Annotated in this window: 14 protein-coding genes and 1 tRNA gene; 4 read left to right on the forward strand and 11 right to left on the reverse strand. The window is 50.3% G+C overall.

All coding sequences use genetic code 11. From position 1 onward, the window contains the following. Positions 1 to 68: 68 nt before the first annotated feature. The 4 genes from EA58_RS06755 to gcl all read right to left on the reverse strand — a co-directional run bounded on the left by EA58_RS06755 (position 69) and on the right by gcl (position 5,093). Positions 69 to 1,343: a glycerate kinase type-2 family protein gene (locus tag EA58_RS06755; protein ID WP_036750800.1), complete on the reverse strand. Its 1,275-nt coding sequence runs from the start codon at positions 1,341 to 1,343 to the stop codon at positions 69 to 71. Positions 1,344 to 1,607: 264 nt separating this feature from the next. Then, entirely contained in the window at positions 1,608 to 2,495 is an 888-nt protein-coding gene (locus tag EA58_RS06760; RefSeq protein WP_036750654.1) for a 2-hydroxy-3-oxopropionate reductase, read from the reverse strand. Between the two features lie 10 nt (positions 2,496 to 2,505). Beyond that, the gene (gene hyi, locus EA58_RS06765) at positions 2,506 to 3,288 is read right to left on the reverse strand and encodes a hydroxypyruvate isomerase (protein WP_036750657.1); all 783 of its coding nucleotides are present in this window, start codon (positions 3,286 to 3,288) and stop codon (positions 2,506 to 2,508) included. 29 nt (positions 3,289 to 3,317) lie between these two features. Continuing rightward, positions 3,318 to 5,093: a glyoxylate carboligase gene (gene gcl / locus EA58_RS06770; RefSeq protein WP_036750660.1), complete on the reverse strand. Its 1,776-nt coding sequence runs from the start codon at positions 5,091 to 5,093 to the stop codon at positions 3,318 to 3,320. A 390-nt stretch (positions 5,094 to 5,483) separates the two neighbouring features. On the opposite strand from gcl, the gene aceB reads away from it, so the two are divergent. Together aceB and EA58_RS06780 are read left to right on the forward strand one after the other, a co-directional pair. Next, complete coding sequence (gene aceB / locus EA58_RS06775; protein ID WP_235199573.1) at positions 5,484 to 7,004, forward strand: malate synthase A; 1,521 nt, start codon at positions 5,484 to 5,486, stop codon at positions 7,002 to 7,004. A 196-nt stretch (positions 7,005 to 7,200) separates the two neighbouring features. Further along, a complete protein-coding gene (locus EA58_RS06780) occupies positions 7,201 to 7,641 on the forward strand; it encodes a GlcG/HbpS family heme-binding protein (RefSeq protein WP_036750676.1) in 441 nt (146 codons plus the stop codon). 54 nt (positions 7,642 to 7,695) lie between these two features. On the opposite strand, the gene EA58_RS06785 is transcribed toward EA58_RS06780, so the two are convergent. The 3 genes from EA58_RS06785 to EA58_RS06795 form a co-directional block, all read right to left on the reverse strand. Then, complete coding sequence (locus tag EA58_RS06785; RefSeq protein WP_152547955.1) at positions 7,696 to 7,992, reverse strand: hypothetical protein; 297 nt, start codon at positions 7,990 to 7,992, stop codon at positions 7,696 to 7,698. A gap of 457 nt (positions 7,993 to 8,449) precedes the next feature. Next, positions 8,450 to 10,141: a bifunctional diguanylate cyclase/phosphodiesterase gene (locus EA58_RS06790; protein ID WP_036750680.1), complete on the reverse strand. Its 1,692-nt coding sequence runs from the start codon at positions 10,139 to 10,141 to the stop codon at positions 8,450 to 8,452. Positions 10,142 to 10,422: 281 nt separating this feature from the next. Then, positions 10,423 to 11,313 carry a LysR family transcriptional regulator gene (locus EA58_RS06795; RefSeq protein ID WP_036750681.1) on the reverse strand — a complete coding sequence of 297 codons (891 nt, stop codon included), beginning with the start codon at positions 11,311 to 11,313 and terminating at the stop codon, positions 10,423 to 10,425. A gap of 124 nt (positions 11,314 to 11,437) precedes the next feature. On the opposite strand from EA58_RS06795, the gene EA58_RS06800 reads away from it, so the two are divergent. Both EA58_RS06800 and EA58_RS06805 read left to right on the forward strand, forming a co-directional pair. Next, a complete protein-coding gene (locus EA58_RS06800) occupies positions 11,438 to 12,304 on the forward strand; it encodes an MBL fold metallo-hydrolase (protein ID WP_036750682.1) in 867 nt (288 codons plus the stop codon). After that, positions 12,298 to 12,927 carry a DsbA family protein gene (locus tag EA58_RS06805; RefSeq protein ID WP_036750683.1) on the forward strand — a complete coding sequence of 210 codons (630 nt, stop codon included), beginning with the start codon at positions 12,298 to 12,300 and terminating at the stop codon, positions 12,925 to 12,927. The genes EA58_RS06800 and EA58_RS06805 overlap by 7 nt, the downstream gene beginning before the upstream one ends. Before the next feature lie 84 nt (positions 12,928 to 13,011). On the opposite strand, the gene EA58_RS06810 is transcribed toward EA58_RS06805, so the two are convergent. From EA58_RS06810 to EA58_RS06825, 4 genes are all read right to left on the reverse strand, one after another. Beyond that, positions 13,012 to 13,085: transfer RNA gene (locus EA58_RS06810), tRNA-Cys, on the reverse strand. Between the two features lie 200 nt (positions 13,086 to 13,285). Then, positions 13,286 to 14,419 (reverse strand): carboxynorspermidine decarboxylase, encoded by a 1,134-nt coding sequence (gene nspC, locus EA58_RS06815; RefSeq protein WP_036750684.1) that lies wholly within the window; start codon positions 14,417 to 14,419, stop codon positions 13,286 to 13,288. An 80-nt stretch (positions 14,420 to 14,499) separates the two neighbouring features. Continuing rightward, positions 14,500 to 15,744, reverse strand: a complete 1,245-nt coding sequence (locus EA58_RS06820) for a carboxynorspermidine synthase (protein ID WP_036750802.1) — start codon at positions 15,742 to 15,744, stop codon at positions 14,500 to 14,502. 69 nt (positions 15,745 to 15,813) lie between these two features. Further along, positions 15,814 to 18,699: a pyridoxal phosphate-dependent class III aminotransferase gene (locus tag EA58_RS06825; RefSeq protein WP_036750685.1), complete on the reverse strand. Its 2,886-nt coding sequence runs from the start codon at positions 18,697 to 18,699 to the stop codon at positions 15,814 to 15,816. Positions 18,700 to 18,964 lie beyond the last annotated feature (265 nt).

Genomic DNA, 18,964 nt, shown 5'->3' on the forward strand with positions numbered 1-18,964 from the left:
ACAAAGAAAACTGTGCCTACCGTTGCCTCTTACACTTACAACAGGACTCAAAGCGTCAATGTCTTGCTTTATTCTTCCTTCGGAAGAATCAAAATGGCGCGGAAGTCATTCACATTCGTCAATGTTGGCCCGGTCGTTAACAATGAATCCAATTGTTGAAAAAAAGTGTATCCATCATTGTTATCCAGATAATCCTGGCTGTTGAGTTCCAATGCTTGCCCCTGAAGATAACTCTGAGGGTTCAACACCGCCCCGGCATTATCTTCCACACCATCAATCCCATCGGTATCAGCCGCCAGCGCATAAATTTGCGGATGACCTTGCAGCTCATGATACAGGCTGAGCAGGAACTCACTGTTTCGTCCACCACGGCCTTCTCCGCGCACGGTGACCGTGGTTTCGCCACCCGACAGCAACACACAAGGAGGCGTGAACGGTTGTCCGCGTTCTGCAATTTGTTTAGCCAGTGCCGCGTGCACTTTCGCCACATCACGGGATTCTCCCTCCATGCAATCACTCAGGATGTGCGCCGGAATTCCCCATTGACTGGCTTCATCGGCTGCCGCTTCCAGTGACAATTGCGGGCTGGCAATCAGTGCAAAAGAAGTACGTGCCAGACAATCATCTCCCGGTTTGACGGTTTCAGATTCCAGGCTATGCAGCCAGTCGGTCACACTGTCAGGCACGCTGACCTGATAGCGGCTCAGAATTTCCAGGGCATCTTTGCTTGTCGTCGGATCGGCCACTGTCGGACCTGAAGCAATCACAGTCGCTTCATCACCCGGTACATCGGAGATTGCCAGCGTCATCAGCTGAGCAGGCGCGACCGCTTTTGCCAGACGCCCACCCTTGATGGCCGACAGGTGTTTACGAACGCAGTTCATCTCATCAATGGCGGCCCCTGATTTCAGCAGCGCTTTATTAATCTGCTGCTTCTGCGAGAACGTAATGCCGGGAGCAGGCAGGCTTAATAAGGCAGAACCACCACCAGACAGCAGACAAATCACCCGATCGTTCTCATTCAGCCCCGCAACGAGACTGAAGATACGCTCTGCGACGCCACGTCCGGCATCATCCGGCACCGGATGCGCCGCTTCGATCACTTCAATGTGCTGACATTCAGTTGTATGCCCGTACCGTGTGACAACCAAACCTTCCAGCTCACCTTCCCAGACACTTTCCAGCGCTCGGGCCATTGAAGCCGCGGCCTTCCCGGCACCAATCACCACGGCTTTTCCTGTTTTATCTTCCGGCAGATATTCCTTCAGGGTCTCACCGGGGAGGGCCTGTTTGACTGCACGATTAAACAGTGCAGTCAGAAATGCATGCGTTTCCATGTGCATGTTTTTCTCCACGTCATCGTTGCTCCCGGTGTGCTCACCAGGGAAAAAACCCGAAACCGTCACTGTCACCCACCTCTTTTTCGAACTGGCCGGAGCCGGCCGCGCCACCTCTGACAAGCAACCGGCTCCTTTTTCCAACCCGCGGTTTCGGGACCACATAACCAAAGGAGACTAAAAAACTGTTATGTGACAAAAAATCAGAACACAGCGACAGCCGTTGCTGCGTCCTGCAACGGTCACCTGAGGGTGCCGTCTTTCAGCTGATTACTGACGGATGCTGTGATTCGCCAGTTCTTCAATGGCACGGATCATAGCCGAGTGATCCCAGCCTTCACCGCCCAATTGTACACAGGCGTCAAACAGGTTCTGTGCAGAACGGGTATTCGGCAGCGACACACCCAGCGCTTCTGCACCGGTCAGCGCCAGATTCAGGTCTTTCTGATGCAGCTGAATACGGAAGCCCGGCTCAAAGGTGCCTTTCACCATGCGCTCACCGTGAACTTCCAGCACTTTCGAGTTGGCAAAACCACCCAGCAGCGCTTCACGAACACGGGCCGGATCAGCACCCGCTTTCGAAGCAAAGACCAGTGCTTCAGCAACCGCTTCAATGTTCAGCGCAACAATGATCTGGTTCGCCACTTTACACACCTGACCAGCACCGTTATCACCAACCAGATTAATGTTCTGGCCCATCACATCGAACAGCGGTTTTGCCTGTGCAAAGGCGGTTTCGCTTCCGCCCACCATGATGGTCAGCGTGGCGTTGATTGCGCCCACTTCACCGCCAGAGACGGGTGCATCCAGATATTCCGCACCGGTTTCTTTCACTTTGGCCGCGAAGGTTTTCGTTTCAATCGGTGAGATTGAACTCATATCAATCACCGTTTTGCTGGCATCCAGCGCTTGCGCAACACCATTCTCTGCAAACAGCACTTCTTCGACCTGGGGTGTATTCGGCACCATCAGAATGATGTAATCCGCTAATTCTGTGGCGGCTTTTGGCGAGTGAACCACCTGAGCGCCATTGGCAACCAGATCTGCCGGGGCTTCGTTGTAATGGTCGGTGAACACCAGCTGATGTCCTGCTTTTTGCAGATTTTCGGCCATCGGTTTACCCATGATACCCGTGCCGATAAATGCGATAGTTGTCATGATCCTCTCCTTAGATTTGATTGAATGCTTTCAGCCAGCCCAGACCTTCTTCTGTGGTGGTCTGTGGTTTGTACTCACAGCCGACCCAGCCTTCGTAGCCAATTTCGTCCAGATGCCTAAACATGAAGTCATAGTTGATTTCACCCGTGCCCGGTTCATGGCGGCCCGGGTTATCGGCCAACTGGACGTGGCGGATTTGTCCCAGCTCACGGCTCAGGGTTGTCGCCAGATCCCCTTCCATGATTTGCATGTGGTAAATGTCGTACTGCAAATCCAGGTTATCGCTGCCAACTTTCTCAATGATGTCCAGTCCCTGACGGGTGGTATTCAGGAAAAAGCCCGGAATATCGCGGGTGTTAATCGCTTCAATCACCAGATTGATCCCCGCTTTCTTCAGTTCCGCTGCGGCAAAACGCAGGTTATCGACGAAAGTGGCTTCAGCCTGCCCTGCCGTGACGCCAGCCGGGACAATCCCAGCCAGACAGTTCACCTGAGCACAGTTCAATGCTTTGGCATAACGGATGGCTTCCGGCACACCGGCACGGAACTCTTCCACGCGTTTGGGATCGACCGCGATACCACGGTCGCCAGCGTCCCAGTCGCCCGCAGGCAGATTGAATAACACCTGAGTCAGGCCAAACGCATCCAGTTTGGCTTTGATAGCATCAGCTTCGAAGGCGTAGGGAAACAGATATTCCACCCCACGAAAGCCCGCCTGTGCGGCGGCTTCAAAACGGTCCATGAAAGGTACTTCCGTAAAAAGCATGGACAGGTTTGCGGCTAATTTCGGCATGTCACATTCCTTTTGCTGTACGTGGCAGATTATTGATTGAAGGTGATGGCCGTTGGCGCATCGTCCTGACTTTCAGCCAGTGCTTCGAATTCATTGACGCCGTCAATTTCGACACCCATGGCGATGTTGGTCACGCGTTCCAGAATCACTTCAACCACCACCGGAACCTGATGCTTGTTCATCAGCACCTGCGCTTCACGCAGGGCATCTGCAATGTTCTCCGGATCCGTCACACGAATCGCTTTACAGCCCAGACCTTCAACCACAGCAACGTGATCAACACCGTAGCCGTTCAGCTCAGGGGCATTCTGGTTTTCAAACGCCAGCTGTACGCAGTAGTCAATGTCAAACTGGCGCTGTGCCTGACGGATCAGCCCCAGATAAGAGTTGTTCACCAGCACATGAATATAAGGCAGGTTAAACTGTGCACCGGCCGCCAGTTCTTCGATCATAAACTGGAAGTCATAGTCACCCGACAGAGCAACCACCGGACGATTCGGATCGGCCACACGAACACCCAGTGCAGCCGGAATGGTCCAGCCCAGCGGACCAGCCTGACCACAGTTAATCCAGTGATTCGGCTTATAGACATGCAGGAACTGCGCTGCCGCAATCTGAGACAAACCGATAGTGCTCACGTAGCAGGTGTCTTCTCCGAAGACTTTGTTCATTTCTTCGTAAACACGCATGGGTTTCACCGGTGTTTCGGTGTAGTGGGTTTTACGCAGCATGGTTGCTTTACGTTCCTGACACTCAGCAACCCAGGCACTGCGGTCAACCAGCTTACCCTGCGCTTTCATCTCACGGGCAACATCGACCAGAAGTTCCAGTGCCGATTTTGCATCCGAAACAATGCCCAGATCCGGACAGAACACACGGCCAATCTGAGTCGGTTCGATATCGATGTGAACAAACTTACGGCCCTGTGTGTACACATCCACCGAACCGGTATGGCGGTTCGCCCAGCGGTTACCAATCCCAAAGACAAAATCAGAAGCCAGCATGCTCGCATTACCGTAGCGATGTGCAGTCTGCAGACCAACCATACCCGCCATCAGTTCATGGTTATCCGGAATGGAACCCCAGCCCATCAGGGTCGGGATGACAGGTACACCGGTAATTTCTGCGAACTGTTGCAGCAGATCCGAAGCACCCGCGTTAATCACACCACCACCGGAAACAATCAGCGGTTTCTCAGCTTCGTTCAGCATCGACAGGGCTTTTTCAACCTGAGCACGGCTTGCCGTTGGCTTGTAAGCTTCCAGCGGTTCATAACTGTCGATGTCGAATTCTATTTCAGCCAGTTGAACATCTAATGGTAAATCGATCAGAACCGGCCCCGGACGACCTGAGCGCATCAGGTGGAAAGCATGCTGGAAGGCACGTGGCACCTGAGCGGGTTCAAGAACTGTCGTCGCCCACTTGGTCACTGGCTTCGCAATACTTTCGATATCAACGGCCTGGAAATCTTCCTTGTGCAGGCGGGCACGCGGCGCCTGACCCGTAATACATAAGATTGGAATGGAATCTGCCGAAGCCGAATACAATCCTGTGATCATATCGGTTCCCGCAGGACCGGAAGTCCCAATACAAACACCAATATTTCCTGTATGAGTTCGGGTATAGCCTTCTGCCATATGAGACGCACCTTCGACATGGCGAGCCAGCACATGATCAATACCACCCAGCTTTTTCAGTGCAGCATACATTGGGTTAATTGCTGCACCCGGCACACCAAATGCCTGAATAACCCCTTCTTTTTTCAATACTTCAACGGCGGCTTCAATTGCCTTCATCTTCGCCATAGTGCCTCCTGCATAATTGTATACAATGTTGTGTATGATTGTATTCTAGACACACAAAAATGATCTTCGCAAGGGGACTTTGACGATTTAAAACAAAGAGAACAGACAAGAATCTCAGTTATCCCTTTTAATACATTGAGTTAACCCCAAAAATACAGATACATAAAAACAACATTGAATTTACATGATGATAAAAATCACTTTACGTCGTGAGGAGTCATGGGGTATAGATAATAGGAAAACTATAAGATGTATACAAAACGATAGACCGTTTGTTCTAAGGAGACGCAATTGGATACCCAACCACATCAAGAGGCAAAAGCCGATTCCCTACAGCTCGCCGTTGGTTCACTGTCACCCGACTATCAGGCGATCCTGAGCGATGATGCGATGGCTTTCCTGACCGCACTGGTCAGCCAGTTCTCTGGTCGTCTGGATGATTTGCTGGCGCGTCGTGAAGCCCGGCAGCATGCATTCGACCAAGGTCAGCTTCCGGGTTTTCGTGCAGATACAGCTGAAATCCGAAAGGATAAAAACTGGAAAATTGCCGGTATTCCTGAGCCGCTTCAGGATCGCCGGGTTGAAATTACCGGCCCGGTAGACCGTAAAATGGTCATCAACGCGCTAAATTCCGGGGCGAAAGTCTTTATGTGTTGTTTCGAGGATGCCACTGCGCCGAGCTGGGACAACATGGTCCAGGGACAGATCAATTTGCGGGATGCCAACCTCGGCGAAATGCGTTATTTCGACGACAGTCGCCAGAAAGAATATGTGCTGAACGAGAATCCTGCCCTGCTGATCGCCCGCCCTCGCGGACTGCATCTGCCGGAGCAACATATTCAATATCAGGGGAAAGCCATTCCGGGCTGTCTGATGGACTTCGGCCTGTACTTCTTCCATAACTACCAGTCCCGCGCAGCAAAAGGGATGGGCGTTTACTATTACCTGCCAAAACTGGAATCCATGGAAGAAGGTGCCTGGTGGGCCGATGTATTCCGTTTCACCGAAAACTATTTCGGTGCAGAAGCCGGCACGATTAAAGCGACGGTACTGATTGAAACCCTGCCGGCCGTTTTCGAAATGGATGAAATCCTTTATGCCATGCGTGACTACATTGTCGCCATGAACTGTGGCCGCTGGGATTACATCTTCAGTTACATCAAAACGCTGAAGCAACACAAAGACCGCATCCTGCCGGACCGTCACGATGTCACCATGGCCCAGCCATTTCTGACAGCTTACAGCCAACTGCTGATCGCCACCTGTCACCAGCGCGGTGCACTGGCCATGGGCGGCATGTCTGCCTTTATTCCGAGCAAAGATCCGGAAGAAATGAAGCTGGTTCTGGAGAAAGTCATTGAAGATAAAGAACGTGAGTCCTCCAACGGCCACGACGGTACCTGGGTCGCCCACCCCGGTCTGGTCGATACCGCCATGACGGTTTTCAACCAGCGCCTTGGCGGAAAACCAAATCAGCTGGACTATCTGCCGCCTGCCGCCAATGACATCACCGCCGACGATCTGCTGGCCCCTTGTGAAGGTCACCGGAATGAAGCCGGTGTACGGAAAAATATCCGGATTGCACTGCTGTATATCGAAGCCTGGATCCGAGGACTGGGGTGTGTGCCGATTCATGGCCTGATGGAAGATGCAGCCACAGCGGAAATCTCTCGCGCCAATATCTGGCAGTGGATTCACCACGGCATCACGCTGGACGACGGTCAGTTGTTTACCGCCGCATTATTCCGCCAATGGCTGCAACAGGAAGTGGACAGTCTGAAGCTTGAACAGGACAACAGCGGCCAGAACCGACGGTTTGATGATGCAGCACGGCTCTTTGATGTGTTGTCGACATCAGATGAATTTGCCCCATTCCTGACATTGCCAAGCTACCCGCTACTGGTCGGCTGAATATCTGCTCAGGGATGCATCCCGGGGCGGTCACCTTGTAGCACCGGTGGTTCTAACCAGACCACACCAGCAGTCAGACCGCTCACCGAGCATGGATTGGTGGCACAGAGAACAGAACACCCGGCAGTCCCGAGGGGCTGCCGTCTGAATCAGAAAGCATTGTTTTGTCAGTTAATTCTTGATCGGAGGGATCACTATGAGCTTAACATTGGAAGATGCACTGGTAATTACCAAGGGCGCGTTCAGCACTGCCCTGACCAAAGGTGCTGCACCCCTGACCGTGGCTGTACTCGACAGCGGCGGTAAACTGATCTCCCTGCAACGTCAGGACGGTTCCAGCATGCTGCGTCCTGAAATTGCGATTGCCAAAGCCTGGGGCGCTCTGGCGCTGGGTTGTTCTTCACGCAAACTGGCACTGGATGCACAGCAGCGTCCGGCATTCATGTCGGCGGTGAATGTGCTTGCAGAAGGAAACCTGCTGCCGGTCCCCGGTGGTGTCCTCATCCGTGGCAGCGACAAATGTCTGCTCGGCGCGGTTGGGATCAGCGGCGATTTATCTGAACTCGATGAATTCTGTGCCATCGCCGGGATTAAAGCCGCGAATCTGATTCCGGATGAAGTCGAAATTGTCGAATGAAGTTGAATCACGTTGTCGAATGATGTCGACATCACACTCAATCACACTGGGCCATCACTGTTGGCCCTTTTTCCATCGCTCTGACTGCCGGGCGCTCAGCAGCACATAACACGCAGCCCAGACCGTGATGAAATAAACCATTAAATCAGGAAACAACTGTGACATCGCAGCCAGACATAAGCTTCCCCATAAAATCAGATGCAGATAGGTTCGCGCACCATCAAAACGGAAAAACTTTTGAAACCACGGATAAAAACTGACAAGCAACATCACCACACCGATCACCAAAAGCGTCAATGCCAGTTGTCCCCAAATCAGCATCATGGACGGGAAAAGTAATAACATGTCCATGAACATCACTTCTTTTGCTTGTATTTGCGCCACAATTCACGATCTCAATCCCCTCAATAAAAATGAAAAACCCACCTCTGCCCTGTCACATCGAATATATCTTTAAAAATTTGAGAATAGACCATCACACTATTTATCAAACCAACAAATAGCCAGTGGTAAATTTTATTTTTTAACTACTTTTCAGGATATCATACACGCACTCAACTGACATCCAAAGTCCTGTTTACAAAGGATGATCGATTCACATGAGGCGCGCTCGCAAAGAATCACTAAACAAATAATGACAATAAACATAATTAAAACAGAACATTATTATTTCGCCGCGAAATCTTAAATGCCTATTTGTTCAAATCACTTAAGCAAGTTCGGGATATGGATGCGCGATTACAACGAAGAACGCACACACGAGAGCTGAGGAAATATTCCTCCGGCTAAGTACCGATTAATTTCTCAATCAATTTCTCGCTATATCCATCAGTTTCTCACCCACCATAGGCCGGTAGAAGTGATAGCCTTGCATTAAATCAACGCCAGCTTCTCTGACGAGTTCAGCCTGCGCATGATCTTCAATGCCTTCTGCGACGACAGAAATCTGTTTCTCGCGGCACATGGCAACCAGGAATTTGACATAAGAATATACAGACGAATCTTCCGCCATTTTATTCACTATGCATCGATCCAGCTTAAGTTGCGTGAAAGGAATCGAAAAGAAGGTATTCAAAGAAGAGTAGCCTGAGCCAAAATCATCCAGCGAAATTGAAAAACCCAGTTTATTCAGCGTCAGCAGTTGCTCGACGGCAAACATGTTGGTTTCCAGAACTGCAGATTCCGTCACTTCAAGACTCAGATCGCCCGGAGACAACTGGTACTGTTCCACAATCGATAAAAACTGCTGAACAAAATCGGTCTGCATTAATTGAATCACGGAAATATTCACCGAGACCTTGAGGTCATGCTGGTGTTCATTACGGTACTGAACAATATACGCACAGGCTAAGTGCAACACATGATAGCCCAGCGGAATGATTTCCTGATTCGCTTCAGCAATACCAATAAATTCTCCCGGATTGATTTCACCATGGCAGGCACTGTGCCAGCGTAATAAGCACTCAACACTCATCATCTTGCCGGTCGTCGCACAGACGATGGGCTGAAACATTAAATAGAATTCATCGTCCTGAATCGACTTCTCAATACCGGTTTCCAGAAAAAGGTGTCGCTCAATGGCCCGCTGCTCCTCGTCCGCATAAAAAGCAACACGTGATTCATGTTCCTGACCATATCGCATAATCAACATCGATTTATATAAAACCGATTCTTCATCTTCAGCCACAAAGGGATCACTCGGCAGCTGGTAAACCCCAGCATTTAACCTTTGAATCGCCATGTGGTGCACATTACGGAACCGCTGATCAAACCGTGTAATGACTTTGTTAATGATATTACAAAGGGAAATTTTATCAGATGCGTCTTTGAGCATGACCACAAATTCATCTGAATAGGTTCGGTAGATCAGATTCGTCTCTGTAAAGACTTCAGCTATCGTCTCGGCGCACAGCTGTATCAATCGATTGGCCGCCTGAAAGCCATAAACTTCGACAAACTGACAGAATTTTGTAAGTCCGAATGTAATGATGGTGCATGAGACTTCATCATTCTGCATGACTTTCAACTGCTCAACCAATTGACGCCGATTTCCTAAACCGGTCAACGAATCATGGTATGCCAGTTGATAGAGTTTTTCGTCGTGCAGTTTTTTCTCAGTAATATCTTTATGTGAACCAACCAAAGATAGCAACTCACCCTGTTCATTCACCTTCAGCACACCAATCGCTTCGATCCACCGATACTCATTCTGCCGATTGCGAATGCGGTATTGGCTGGTTACATGACTGATTTTCTCCGTCACCTGTCGATTGACTGTCTTTTTGAATTGTTCAACATCGTCAGGGTGTACTATGGCCAGCCACTCATGCAGCGGGGAGCCATTTAAAGTCACGTCAAACTTTTCGTAGAAACGCGTGTTATAGAACTTCACCACGTTCCCTGGTGTCATCTCCCACAGGCCCTCACTGCCCGTATCAAAAATTTCTAACAGCAGATCCTGATTTACAGCTAAATTGATGTCGACAATACCTGTTTTCACGCCGTACCCAGCTCACTGACCCGATGAAAAAGTGAGCGCGCAATATACCACATGGCGATATCCAATAGACATATCAATACAGCGAATCTGTGCTTTATCAAGCAAAATAGTGAAAAAACTCTACCAAAAATTCGTTTATACGTATAAGTAAAAATATGAAGCTATTTTCTCATGACTATATGGAATATATGACTTTTCGTGTCTGCCCAACACTCGCTGTTGCTCCGCTAACGTCCTGTCATTGTTCAAAATAATTTACAGTTCAGCCCGAAGGCAGGAAATCATGACCAGTTTATTCCTTCAAAATACTGCGCCAGATGATCGATCAATCCCCGCACTGATGGCAGCAGATATTCCCGGGAAGGGTACAGTGCGTAAATCGACATGGATTTTGGAGACCAATCCGTCAGCACCGCTTTTAATCGGCCATCCGATATCTCATCTGCAACCAGATAGGCAGGTTGCAGACTAATCCCGGCCCCAGCAAGGGCGGCAGATTTCAGGACGGTCGCTTCGTTTGAAACAAACCGGCACTTCACCGCAACCGACTCGGTCATTCCCTCTTTCGTCAAATGCCAGACATGCTGCTCAAAGCTGCGATTGCCAAGGCATTGCTGCTGTGACAAATCTGCAGGTAAAGTAATACCCGGTGCACTCGCCAGATACTCCGGAGAAGCCACGAGTACAGAGTCACACCGGGCAATGGGTTTACCGATTAAAGACGGATCCGGCGCCATGGCAATCCGGATTGCCAGATCAAACCGCTCTGCAATGAGATCGGTCGTCTGATCCCGCACATCGACTTCAACAGACACCTCCGGATGCTTCACCAAAAATGCCTGCAACGCCTCGGCCATCTGTGCGTGACCAAAGGACATACTGGTTGTCAGCCGGATATGACCCGACAGACTGTCCGTAGGTTGCAGCGTCACTGCGATCTGTTCGGCCTGCTCTACCCAGGATTTCATCTCTTTGAGACAAAGCTGCCCGGCTGTGGTCAGCGCCACTTTGCGCGTGGTGCGCTGTAACAGCCGCGTTTTCATCCACGCCTCCATGGTGGCGATGTATCGGGTCACCATAGAACGGGACATCTCCAGTCGATCTGCCGTCGCCGTGAAACTTTCAGTGGTCGCGACGTCGATGAAGACTTTCGCTGCGGTCAGTCTGTCCATTGATTTAGCCTACTCGTTTATTTGTTCGATTTAAGAAACAATGTTGTTGAAGATTGATTCTATATCCAATCGAATGAGATCGCTATGATGCTTGCCATTCCCAAGACATTCTCTGGAGCAAACAATGAAAAAGACATTTTTAATGGCAGCATCTTTCGTGGCCCTTTCAACTGCAACCATGGCTGAAGCAGCCCCCCTATCCACTCAGGTTTACAACGCTGATGGTCACAGCTTCCATGTCAATGCCACGCTGGTTTACGGTGAGCATGACGCCATGCTGGTCGATACAGGCTTCACCCGCGCCGATGCCATGCGAATTGCTGCGATGGTACTGGACAGCGGTAAAACACTGAAAACGATTTTCATCAGCCAGGCCGATCCGGATTACTACTTCGGTGCACAAGTTCTGAAAGAACAATTTCCTGATGCACGCCTGATCACTACGCCAGCAGTCCGTGCAGTCATCGCAGAGAAAATGGCAGGCAAACTGGCATTCTGGACGCCAAAAATGGGCGATAACGCGCCTGTGAAAACCCTGCTGCCTGAAGCCTATGACAAGACGACGCTGACAGTCGACGGTGAAACCGTAGAGATTCGTGATACCACAGGCACACTGGCACATCGCCCTTATCTGTGGATCCCGTCCAGCAAAACTGTGCTCGGAAATGTCGCGGTGTATGGCAATGTTCACCTGTGGATGGCAGACGCACAGTCACAAGCTGAACAAGCCGCCTGGACACAACAGCTGGAATCAATGCAGTCTCTGAAACCGCAGACCGTGATTCCTGGCCATATGAAAGCCGGTACGCCAATGACCGCTGAAAACATCACGTTTGCGCTGAACTACCTCAAGGCATTCCAGCAAACCGTGAAGCACAGTGACAACAGCCAGCAGGTGATCGACAAAATGGAAAAACGTTATCCGGATGCCGGCCTGCCGATGGCGCTGAGCATTGGTGCCAAAGTTCACATGGGAGAAATGAAATGGTAAGCACGGTACTCAATGTTCATTACTTTTTCGATCCACTTTGCGGTTGGTGCTTCGGCGCCAGCCCGCTGATTGACCACCTGATCCAGCGTGATGACATTCAACTGAATCTGCATCCGGGGGGCCTGTTCAACAGCCGGACCCTGAGTCCGGAAACCCGTCAGCACTTTCTGGAAAGTGATCAGAAAATTCATTCGATGAGTGGGGTTGAATTTGGCGCAGCCTATCAGGCGAAGATGCGTGATGCTGACAGTGTTGTGCTTGATTCGATGCTGCCGATTCGTGCTGTGCTTGCGGCTGAACAATGCGGGTACGCTGCCACCGAAATGCTCAAACGCATTCAGCTAGCGCATTATCAGCAGGGGAAAACCGTGCATGAGATTGAAGTACTTACGTCGCTTGCAGCAGACATCGGGATTCCCGCTGATATCTGGAATGACGTGTTTGCACAGACAGACGAACAAAGCGATATCGCCAGCACCACAAACCTGATGCTGAAACAACATCTGCGTGGTTATCCATCAATGACCGTTGAAATCGACGGCCAATGGATCAGTGTTCCGGTACAGTCTTACTTTGGTAATCTGAAAGCCTGGGAGACGTTTTGGAATCAGCTTTCACGGTAAGCCAGGATCAAAAAAGCCAGCGTTCAAAGCTGGCTTTTCGTCTGACTTGCAGAACCAAAGCGAAGACATCGCTCTGGTGAAATATGGAGGCGCGTCCCGGAGTCGAACCGAGGTCCACGGATTTGCAATCCGCTGCATAGCCACTCTGCCAACGCGCCATTTTGTGAGACCGCTTCATGTTGCCGCGGTACGGGTGCTAATTTACTGATTTTGAAATTTGAGTCAAACAAAAATTGTCATTTTTATTTCAGTTGCTTAAATTTTCACTCAACCAGTCAAAATGTACACCAAACTTGATTTGAAGCAGATAAAATAAGGGCTGGTCATAGACCAGCCCCAAATTTACATGGGTCTAAAATTACGCGACTGACCACTGAGACAGCGAACGTTTGAAATCTTCATAGCCGAATTCATTCAGCTTCTGCACTTCACCATTCGCACGCTGGCAATAAATAGACGGCATTTTCAGGCCATTGAACCAATTCAGCTTCACCATGGTATATCCGGCGCTGTCCATGATGTGCAGACGCTGGCCGATTTCCAGCGGCTGATCAAACTGAGTGACACAGAACTGATCGCCCGCCAGGCATGAACAACTGCCGATCACGTAACGGTGATCACCCTGCTCGCTCGCGCCGCGGACAGATGCCGGCTCATTGTAGATCAGGGTATCCAAACGGTGTGCTTCCGTTGCACTGTCCACAATCGCAGTTTTCAGCTCATTCTCAACGATATCGACCACAGTCACGACCAGATCGGTGGTTTGTGTGATGATGGCTTCGCCCGGCTCCAGATACAGCTGAACGTCATGCTTCTCAGAAAACGCTTTCAGGGCAGATGCCAGTTTCTCAACATCGTAACCCGGCCAGGTAAAGAACACACCACCGCCCAGACTCACCCACTTGAGTTGATTCAGGTAAGGACCAAACTGCTCCGAAATTGCATCCAGCAGGCGCGTAAAAGCATCAACATCTTTGTTCTCACAGTTCATGTGGAACATCACGCCATCAATGCTGCTGAATACATCTGGATTAATGTGATCAAACTGAACACCAAGACGCGAGAACTGACGTGCCGGATCCGCCAGATCCTGCCCCGCATAGCTCACACCCGGATTCAGGCGCAGGCCCAATTCAGCTTTGCCTTCCACCAGATGACGATAGGCAGCCAGTTGATTTTGCGAGTTAAAGATCATTTTGTCGCAGATATCCGCCACTTCTTTCACGTCATCTTCGCTGTAACCCACGCTATAAGCATGTGTTTCACCGCCGAAGGTGTCGTAACCCAGCTTCACTTCAAACGGGCCACTGCTGGTGGTGCCGTCCAGGTACGGCTGAATGATGTCAAACACACCCCAGGTAGAGAAACATTTCAGGGCGAGAACCAGCTTGGCGCCTGACAATTCTTTCAGTTTTTTGGCGATTTCAAGATTGTGGATCAGTTTGGACTCATCAATCATGAAATACGGTGTTTTCAATTCTGGATGCTGCATAATCTTCACTTCTATTTAAAGAAGCCGATGTCGTTTCCGACATCGGCTTAATACTCATCAAATGAAATTCACAACCGTGATTATTTCAGAATGTTGATGTGTGGCTGACGAGGATCAAGCTCCTGAACATGCCAGTCCAGACCAATTTCCGGCATGGTTTCCAGGAATGGGTCCGGGTTCAGCTGCTCCATATTGAAGACGCCGGCATCCGCCCACTGTCCGCGGAAATACTGGAGTGCCGCCGTGATTGCAGGCACACCAGTGGTGTAAGCAATCGCCTGATGCTCAACATCTTTATAAGCTACTTCGTGATCCGCGTTGTTATAAATAAACACACTGCGAGGCTCACCGGATTTCGTGCCCTGAACCCAAGTACCGATACAGGTTTTGCCTGTGTAACCCGGTGCGAGTGTTGTTGGATCTGGCAACATTGCTTTGAGCACTTTCAGTGGCTCAACCACAGTACCATCACCCAGCGTCACCGGATCCGGACTCAGCAGGCCGATGTCACGCATACAGTTAAAGTAGTTCAGATAACGGTCACCAAAGCCCATCCAGAATTCAATGCGTTTTGCCGGGATGAACTCTTTCATCGAACGCACTTCGTCGTGCGCCATGGAGTAAACTTTGTGGCTGCCGACCAGCGGGAAGTCAAATTCCATCATTCGAGTGTGACAAGGAACTTGCTTCCACTCACCTTCTTCCCAGTAGAAAGAGTCGCCCTGAATTTCCAGCATGTTGGTTTCAGGATCGAAGTTGGTCGCAAATTTCTTACCGTGGTCGCCCGCGTTCACATCCATCACATCAATCGAATCAATCTCATCGAACAGATGCTTCACTGCATACGCAGCAAATACGCTGACCACGCCCGGATCGAAACCGGCACCCAGAATTCCTGTAATGCCCGCTTCTTTAAATTTCTCGCGGAAAGCCCACTGAGGGTCATAGGCTTCTGGCACCTGCTGGCCTTCGCTGCACAGGTCTACCGCTACTGAGGTATCCAAGTAGGACACTTTTGCCTGATAACAGGCTTCCATAATTGCAACGTTCACCCAAGGAGGACCAGCGTTAATGACGAGATCAGGCTGAACCTCTTTGATCAGTGCCACCAGGGCATCGACATCATCTGCATCCACAGCACGCGCTTCAAGCTTCTTGCTTGGATCTTTCAGGTTGTTGCGACCCTTGATGGATTCAATGATCTGTTCGCACTTGTTCACAGTACGCGAAGCGATAGTGATATCACCTAACACATCATTGTTTTGAGCAGCTTTATGGGCAATTACCCAGCCCACACCCCCAGCACCGATTTGTAAAATTGCCATATTAATAATTCCGTCTTCTTCAGATATATCATTGACTTGCCCCAGCCCCACTGAGGCAAGCCACGTTCATCAGTCAACCAGTGAACAAGCAAGCTGGTTAACGTCATTCAGCAGATTCTCAAAGTCTGCCATGGTCAGGCATGGATTGAGAATCGTAAACTTCAGGGCACTCTTACCGTCAACCACGGTTTCGCCCAGAACAGCTACACCTCTAACTAAAGCTTCAAAGCGCAGCTTTTTGTTCAGTTTGTCCAGATCAGCACCTTCTGCACCCACAAAGCGGAACAGCACCGTCGACAACGCCGGATCAGCCAACAACTCAAACGCTTCAGACTGGTTCACCAGATCGGCAACCTGTTGTGTCTGTCCCAGCAGGTGATCGTACATCGCACCCAGTGCCTGTGTACCTACCGCTTGCATGGTCATCAGCACTTTCAAAGCATCAAAACGCTTGGTGGTTGCAATCGACTTGTCGACCAGGTTTGGTACAACATCGTCTTCACGGTTCAGGTAGTCTGCATGATGCAGCAGATACTTGAAGTTACTCTTGTCTTTAATGATCACTGCACCACAGCTGATTGGTTGATAAAACAGCTTGTGGAAGTCCACACTGATCGAGTCCGCACGTTCAATACCGTGCAGGCGTGTTTTATGACGGCTCAGAATCAGCGCACCGCCGTAAGCACCGTCCACATGCAGCCACATATTGTGCTGTGCAGCGATATCTGCCAGACCGTCCAGATCATCAATCGCACCGTGATCCGTCGTTCCTGCAGTACCGACAACTGCGAATGGCATCAGGCCGTCACGTTTCAGTTCATCAATACGTGTCACCAGCGAAGCCAGCTTGATAGTACCGTCCGGATGCGTGTCAACAGTTTCCACCGCATGTTCACCCAGCCCCATCAAAGACGCAGATTTCTGTACGGTGAAGTGAGATTTCTTCGAGCACAGAATACGCATCTTACCCGCATACTCAGGCAGACCTTGTTTCTGGATGTTGTGGCCAGATTGATTGTCTGCAAACCAGTCACGTGCCAGCAACAGACCCATCAGGTTGCTTTGCGTCCCGCCGCTGGTGAAAACGCCATCGGCTTCTTGACCGTAACCATATACGCCGCACAGCCAGTCCACGACTTTCTGTTCAACAAAGGTTGCTGCCGTTGCCTGATCCCATGAATCCATCGACTGGTTCAGGGCCGCAATAAAGGCTTCAGCCGCGACCGCAGGAACCAGCGGTGGTGTATGCAGGTGCGCAATACAATTCGGGTGCTGAACCATAATTGAGTTCTTGGCAATCAGCTCACCCGCCTGATCAATCACAGCTTCCAGAGGCAATTGCTGATCAGTCAGTTCAATATTGTGAATCAGGTTTTTCAGAACCTGTGGCTCCATACCCGAGTATGGCGCTGTTGTGCTTTCGAAGACTTGCTTCAGCACTTTCGTTGTCTGGTTCAGTGCCGCTTCGAACTGATCCGCACCACCTTCACCCGTCTGGATGAAGAAAGAACGCCACTTGTCAGCATCACTCACCACAGGTGCTTCAACGACTTTCGCTGGACCCGCAGTCGCGATGATCGCTTTGCTCAGGGCATCCAGTGCGAAATCGATCTGCTCGAGTGTGATGATCAATGGTGGCAGGAAACGCAACACAGAACCCTGACGGCCACCTTTCTCGATGATCAGACCACGTTCCAGCGCTGCACGCTGAATTTGCAGTGTCAGTTGTGGATCCGCTTCCGGCTCACCAAATTTATTCTTCTTGCCAGCCTTGACAATCTCAAGACCCAGCATCAGACCTTTACCACGAACTTCGCCGATACAGTCAACGTAAGACGCGATACGTTCCAGACCTTCACGCAGGTACTGCCCAGCAACACGAGCGTGTTCAACCAGGTTGTCACGCTGAATAATTTCCAGCGCTTTGGCACCGGTCGCCATCGCCAGCTGATTGCCACGGAACGTACCGGTATGCTCACCCGGACGCCAGGTATCTACAGATTTATCAAAAATCAGCAGAGACATTGGCAGACCGCCACCCACAGCTTTGGACAGGCACAGGATATCCGGAGAAATACCAGATTCTTCAAAGGCAAAATTGTAGCCAGTTTTACCGATACCACACTGAATTTCATCGAAAATCAGCAAAATGCCATGTTCTTTGGTGATTCGGCGCAGTTCGCGCAGCCAGAATGCTGGCGCGGGAATCACACCCCCTTCGCCCTGGACCGGCTCAACAATAATGGCCGCTGGTTTCTGAACGCCGCTTTCGTCGTCGTGCAGCATACGCTCCAGATAGCGCAGGGTTTGTTTTGCACCTTCATCGCCACCCATACCAAACGGACAGCGCAGGCTGTAAGGGAAAGGTGCAAAGTGAACGTCTGCCATCAGACCCTGACGGCGAGCTTTGGTGTTCAAATTACCCATCATGGCCATGGTGCCGTTGGTCATCCCATGGTACGCGCCATGGAATGCCATCATCACATTACGGCCAGTGGTTTGTTTTGCCAGCTTAATCGCTGCTTCAACAGCATCAGCACCAGATGGACCACAAAACTGAATTCGCGCATTCGCAGCGAACTCATCTGGCAGGAAATTCATCACTTCTTTGATGAACTTATCTTTCACAGGTGTGGTGATATCCAGCGTCTGATACGGGATGCCCGCATTCAGCTGATCAATGATTGTCTGGTTAATCTCAGGGTGGTTATAACCCAGAACCAGCGTACCTGCACCGGCCAGGCAGTCCAGGAAGACCTGACCTCGGCTGTCTTCAACCAATAGACCTGTTGCCTTTTGAATTGCAAGTGGCAGGCGACGTGGGTACGAACGCACTTCAGACTCATAATGCTCCTGACTCAGTAACAACTCATCTGGGGTCAGGTCATAAATGTCATGAACAACAGGAACATTGGACGCATGCTTGACATCGTCTAAATCAAACACATTACTCATTGGTTTTTAATCCAAAATAGTGAAGTCCACCGAAGGTGGTACTTTTGAGTATAAAAGACATTGGTAAGTCAATGACTTACCGGGAACGCGTCACACAGCACGCAACGAATCATCACAGCAACATAGATCGCTGTTTTTGAATAGAAGGCAGCTGCGACAAGGTGATCGGACGATCAAGGTTCAGTAATAATACTGCAGTTGGGTAAGACAAAGCTGATTCGGGTCAGAGACGTTAAAATATTCACAGTTGGGTTCCTTCAATGAT

It is taken from the genome of Photobacterium galatheae (assembly GCF_000695255.1).
In the GTDB taxonomy this organism is placed as follows: Bacteria; Pseudomonadota; Gammaproteobacteria; order Enterobacterales; family Vibrionaceae; genus Photobacterium; species Photobacterium galatheae.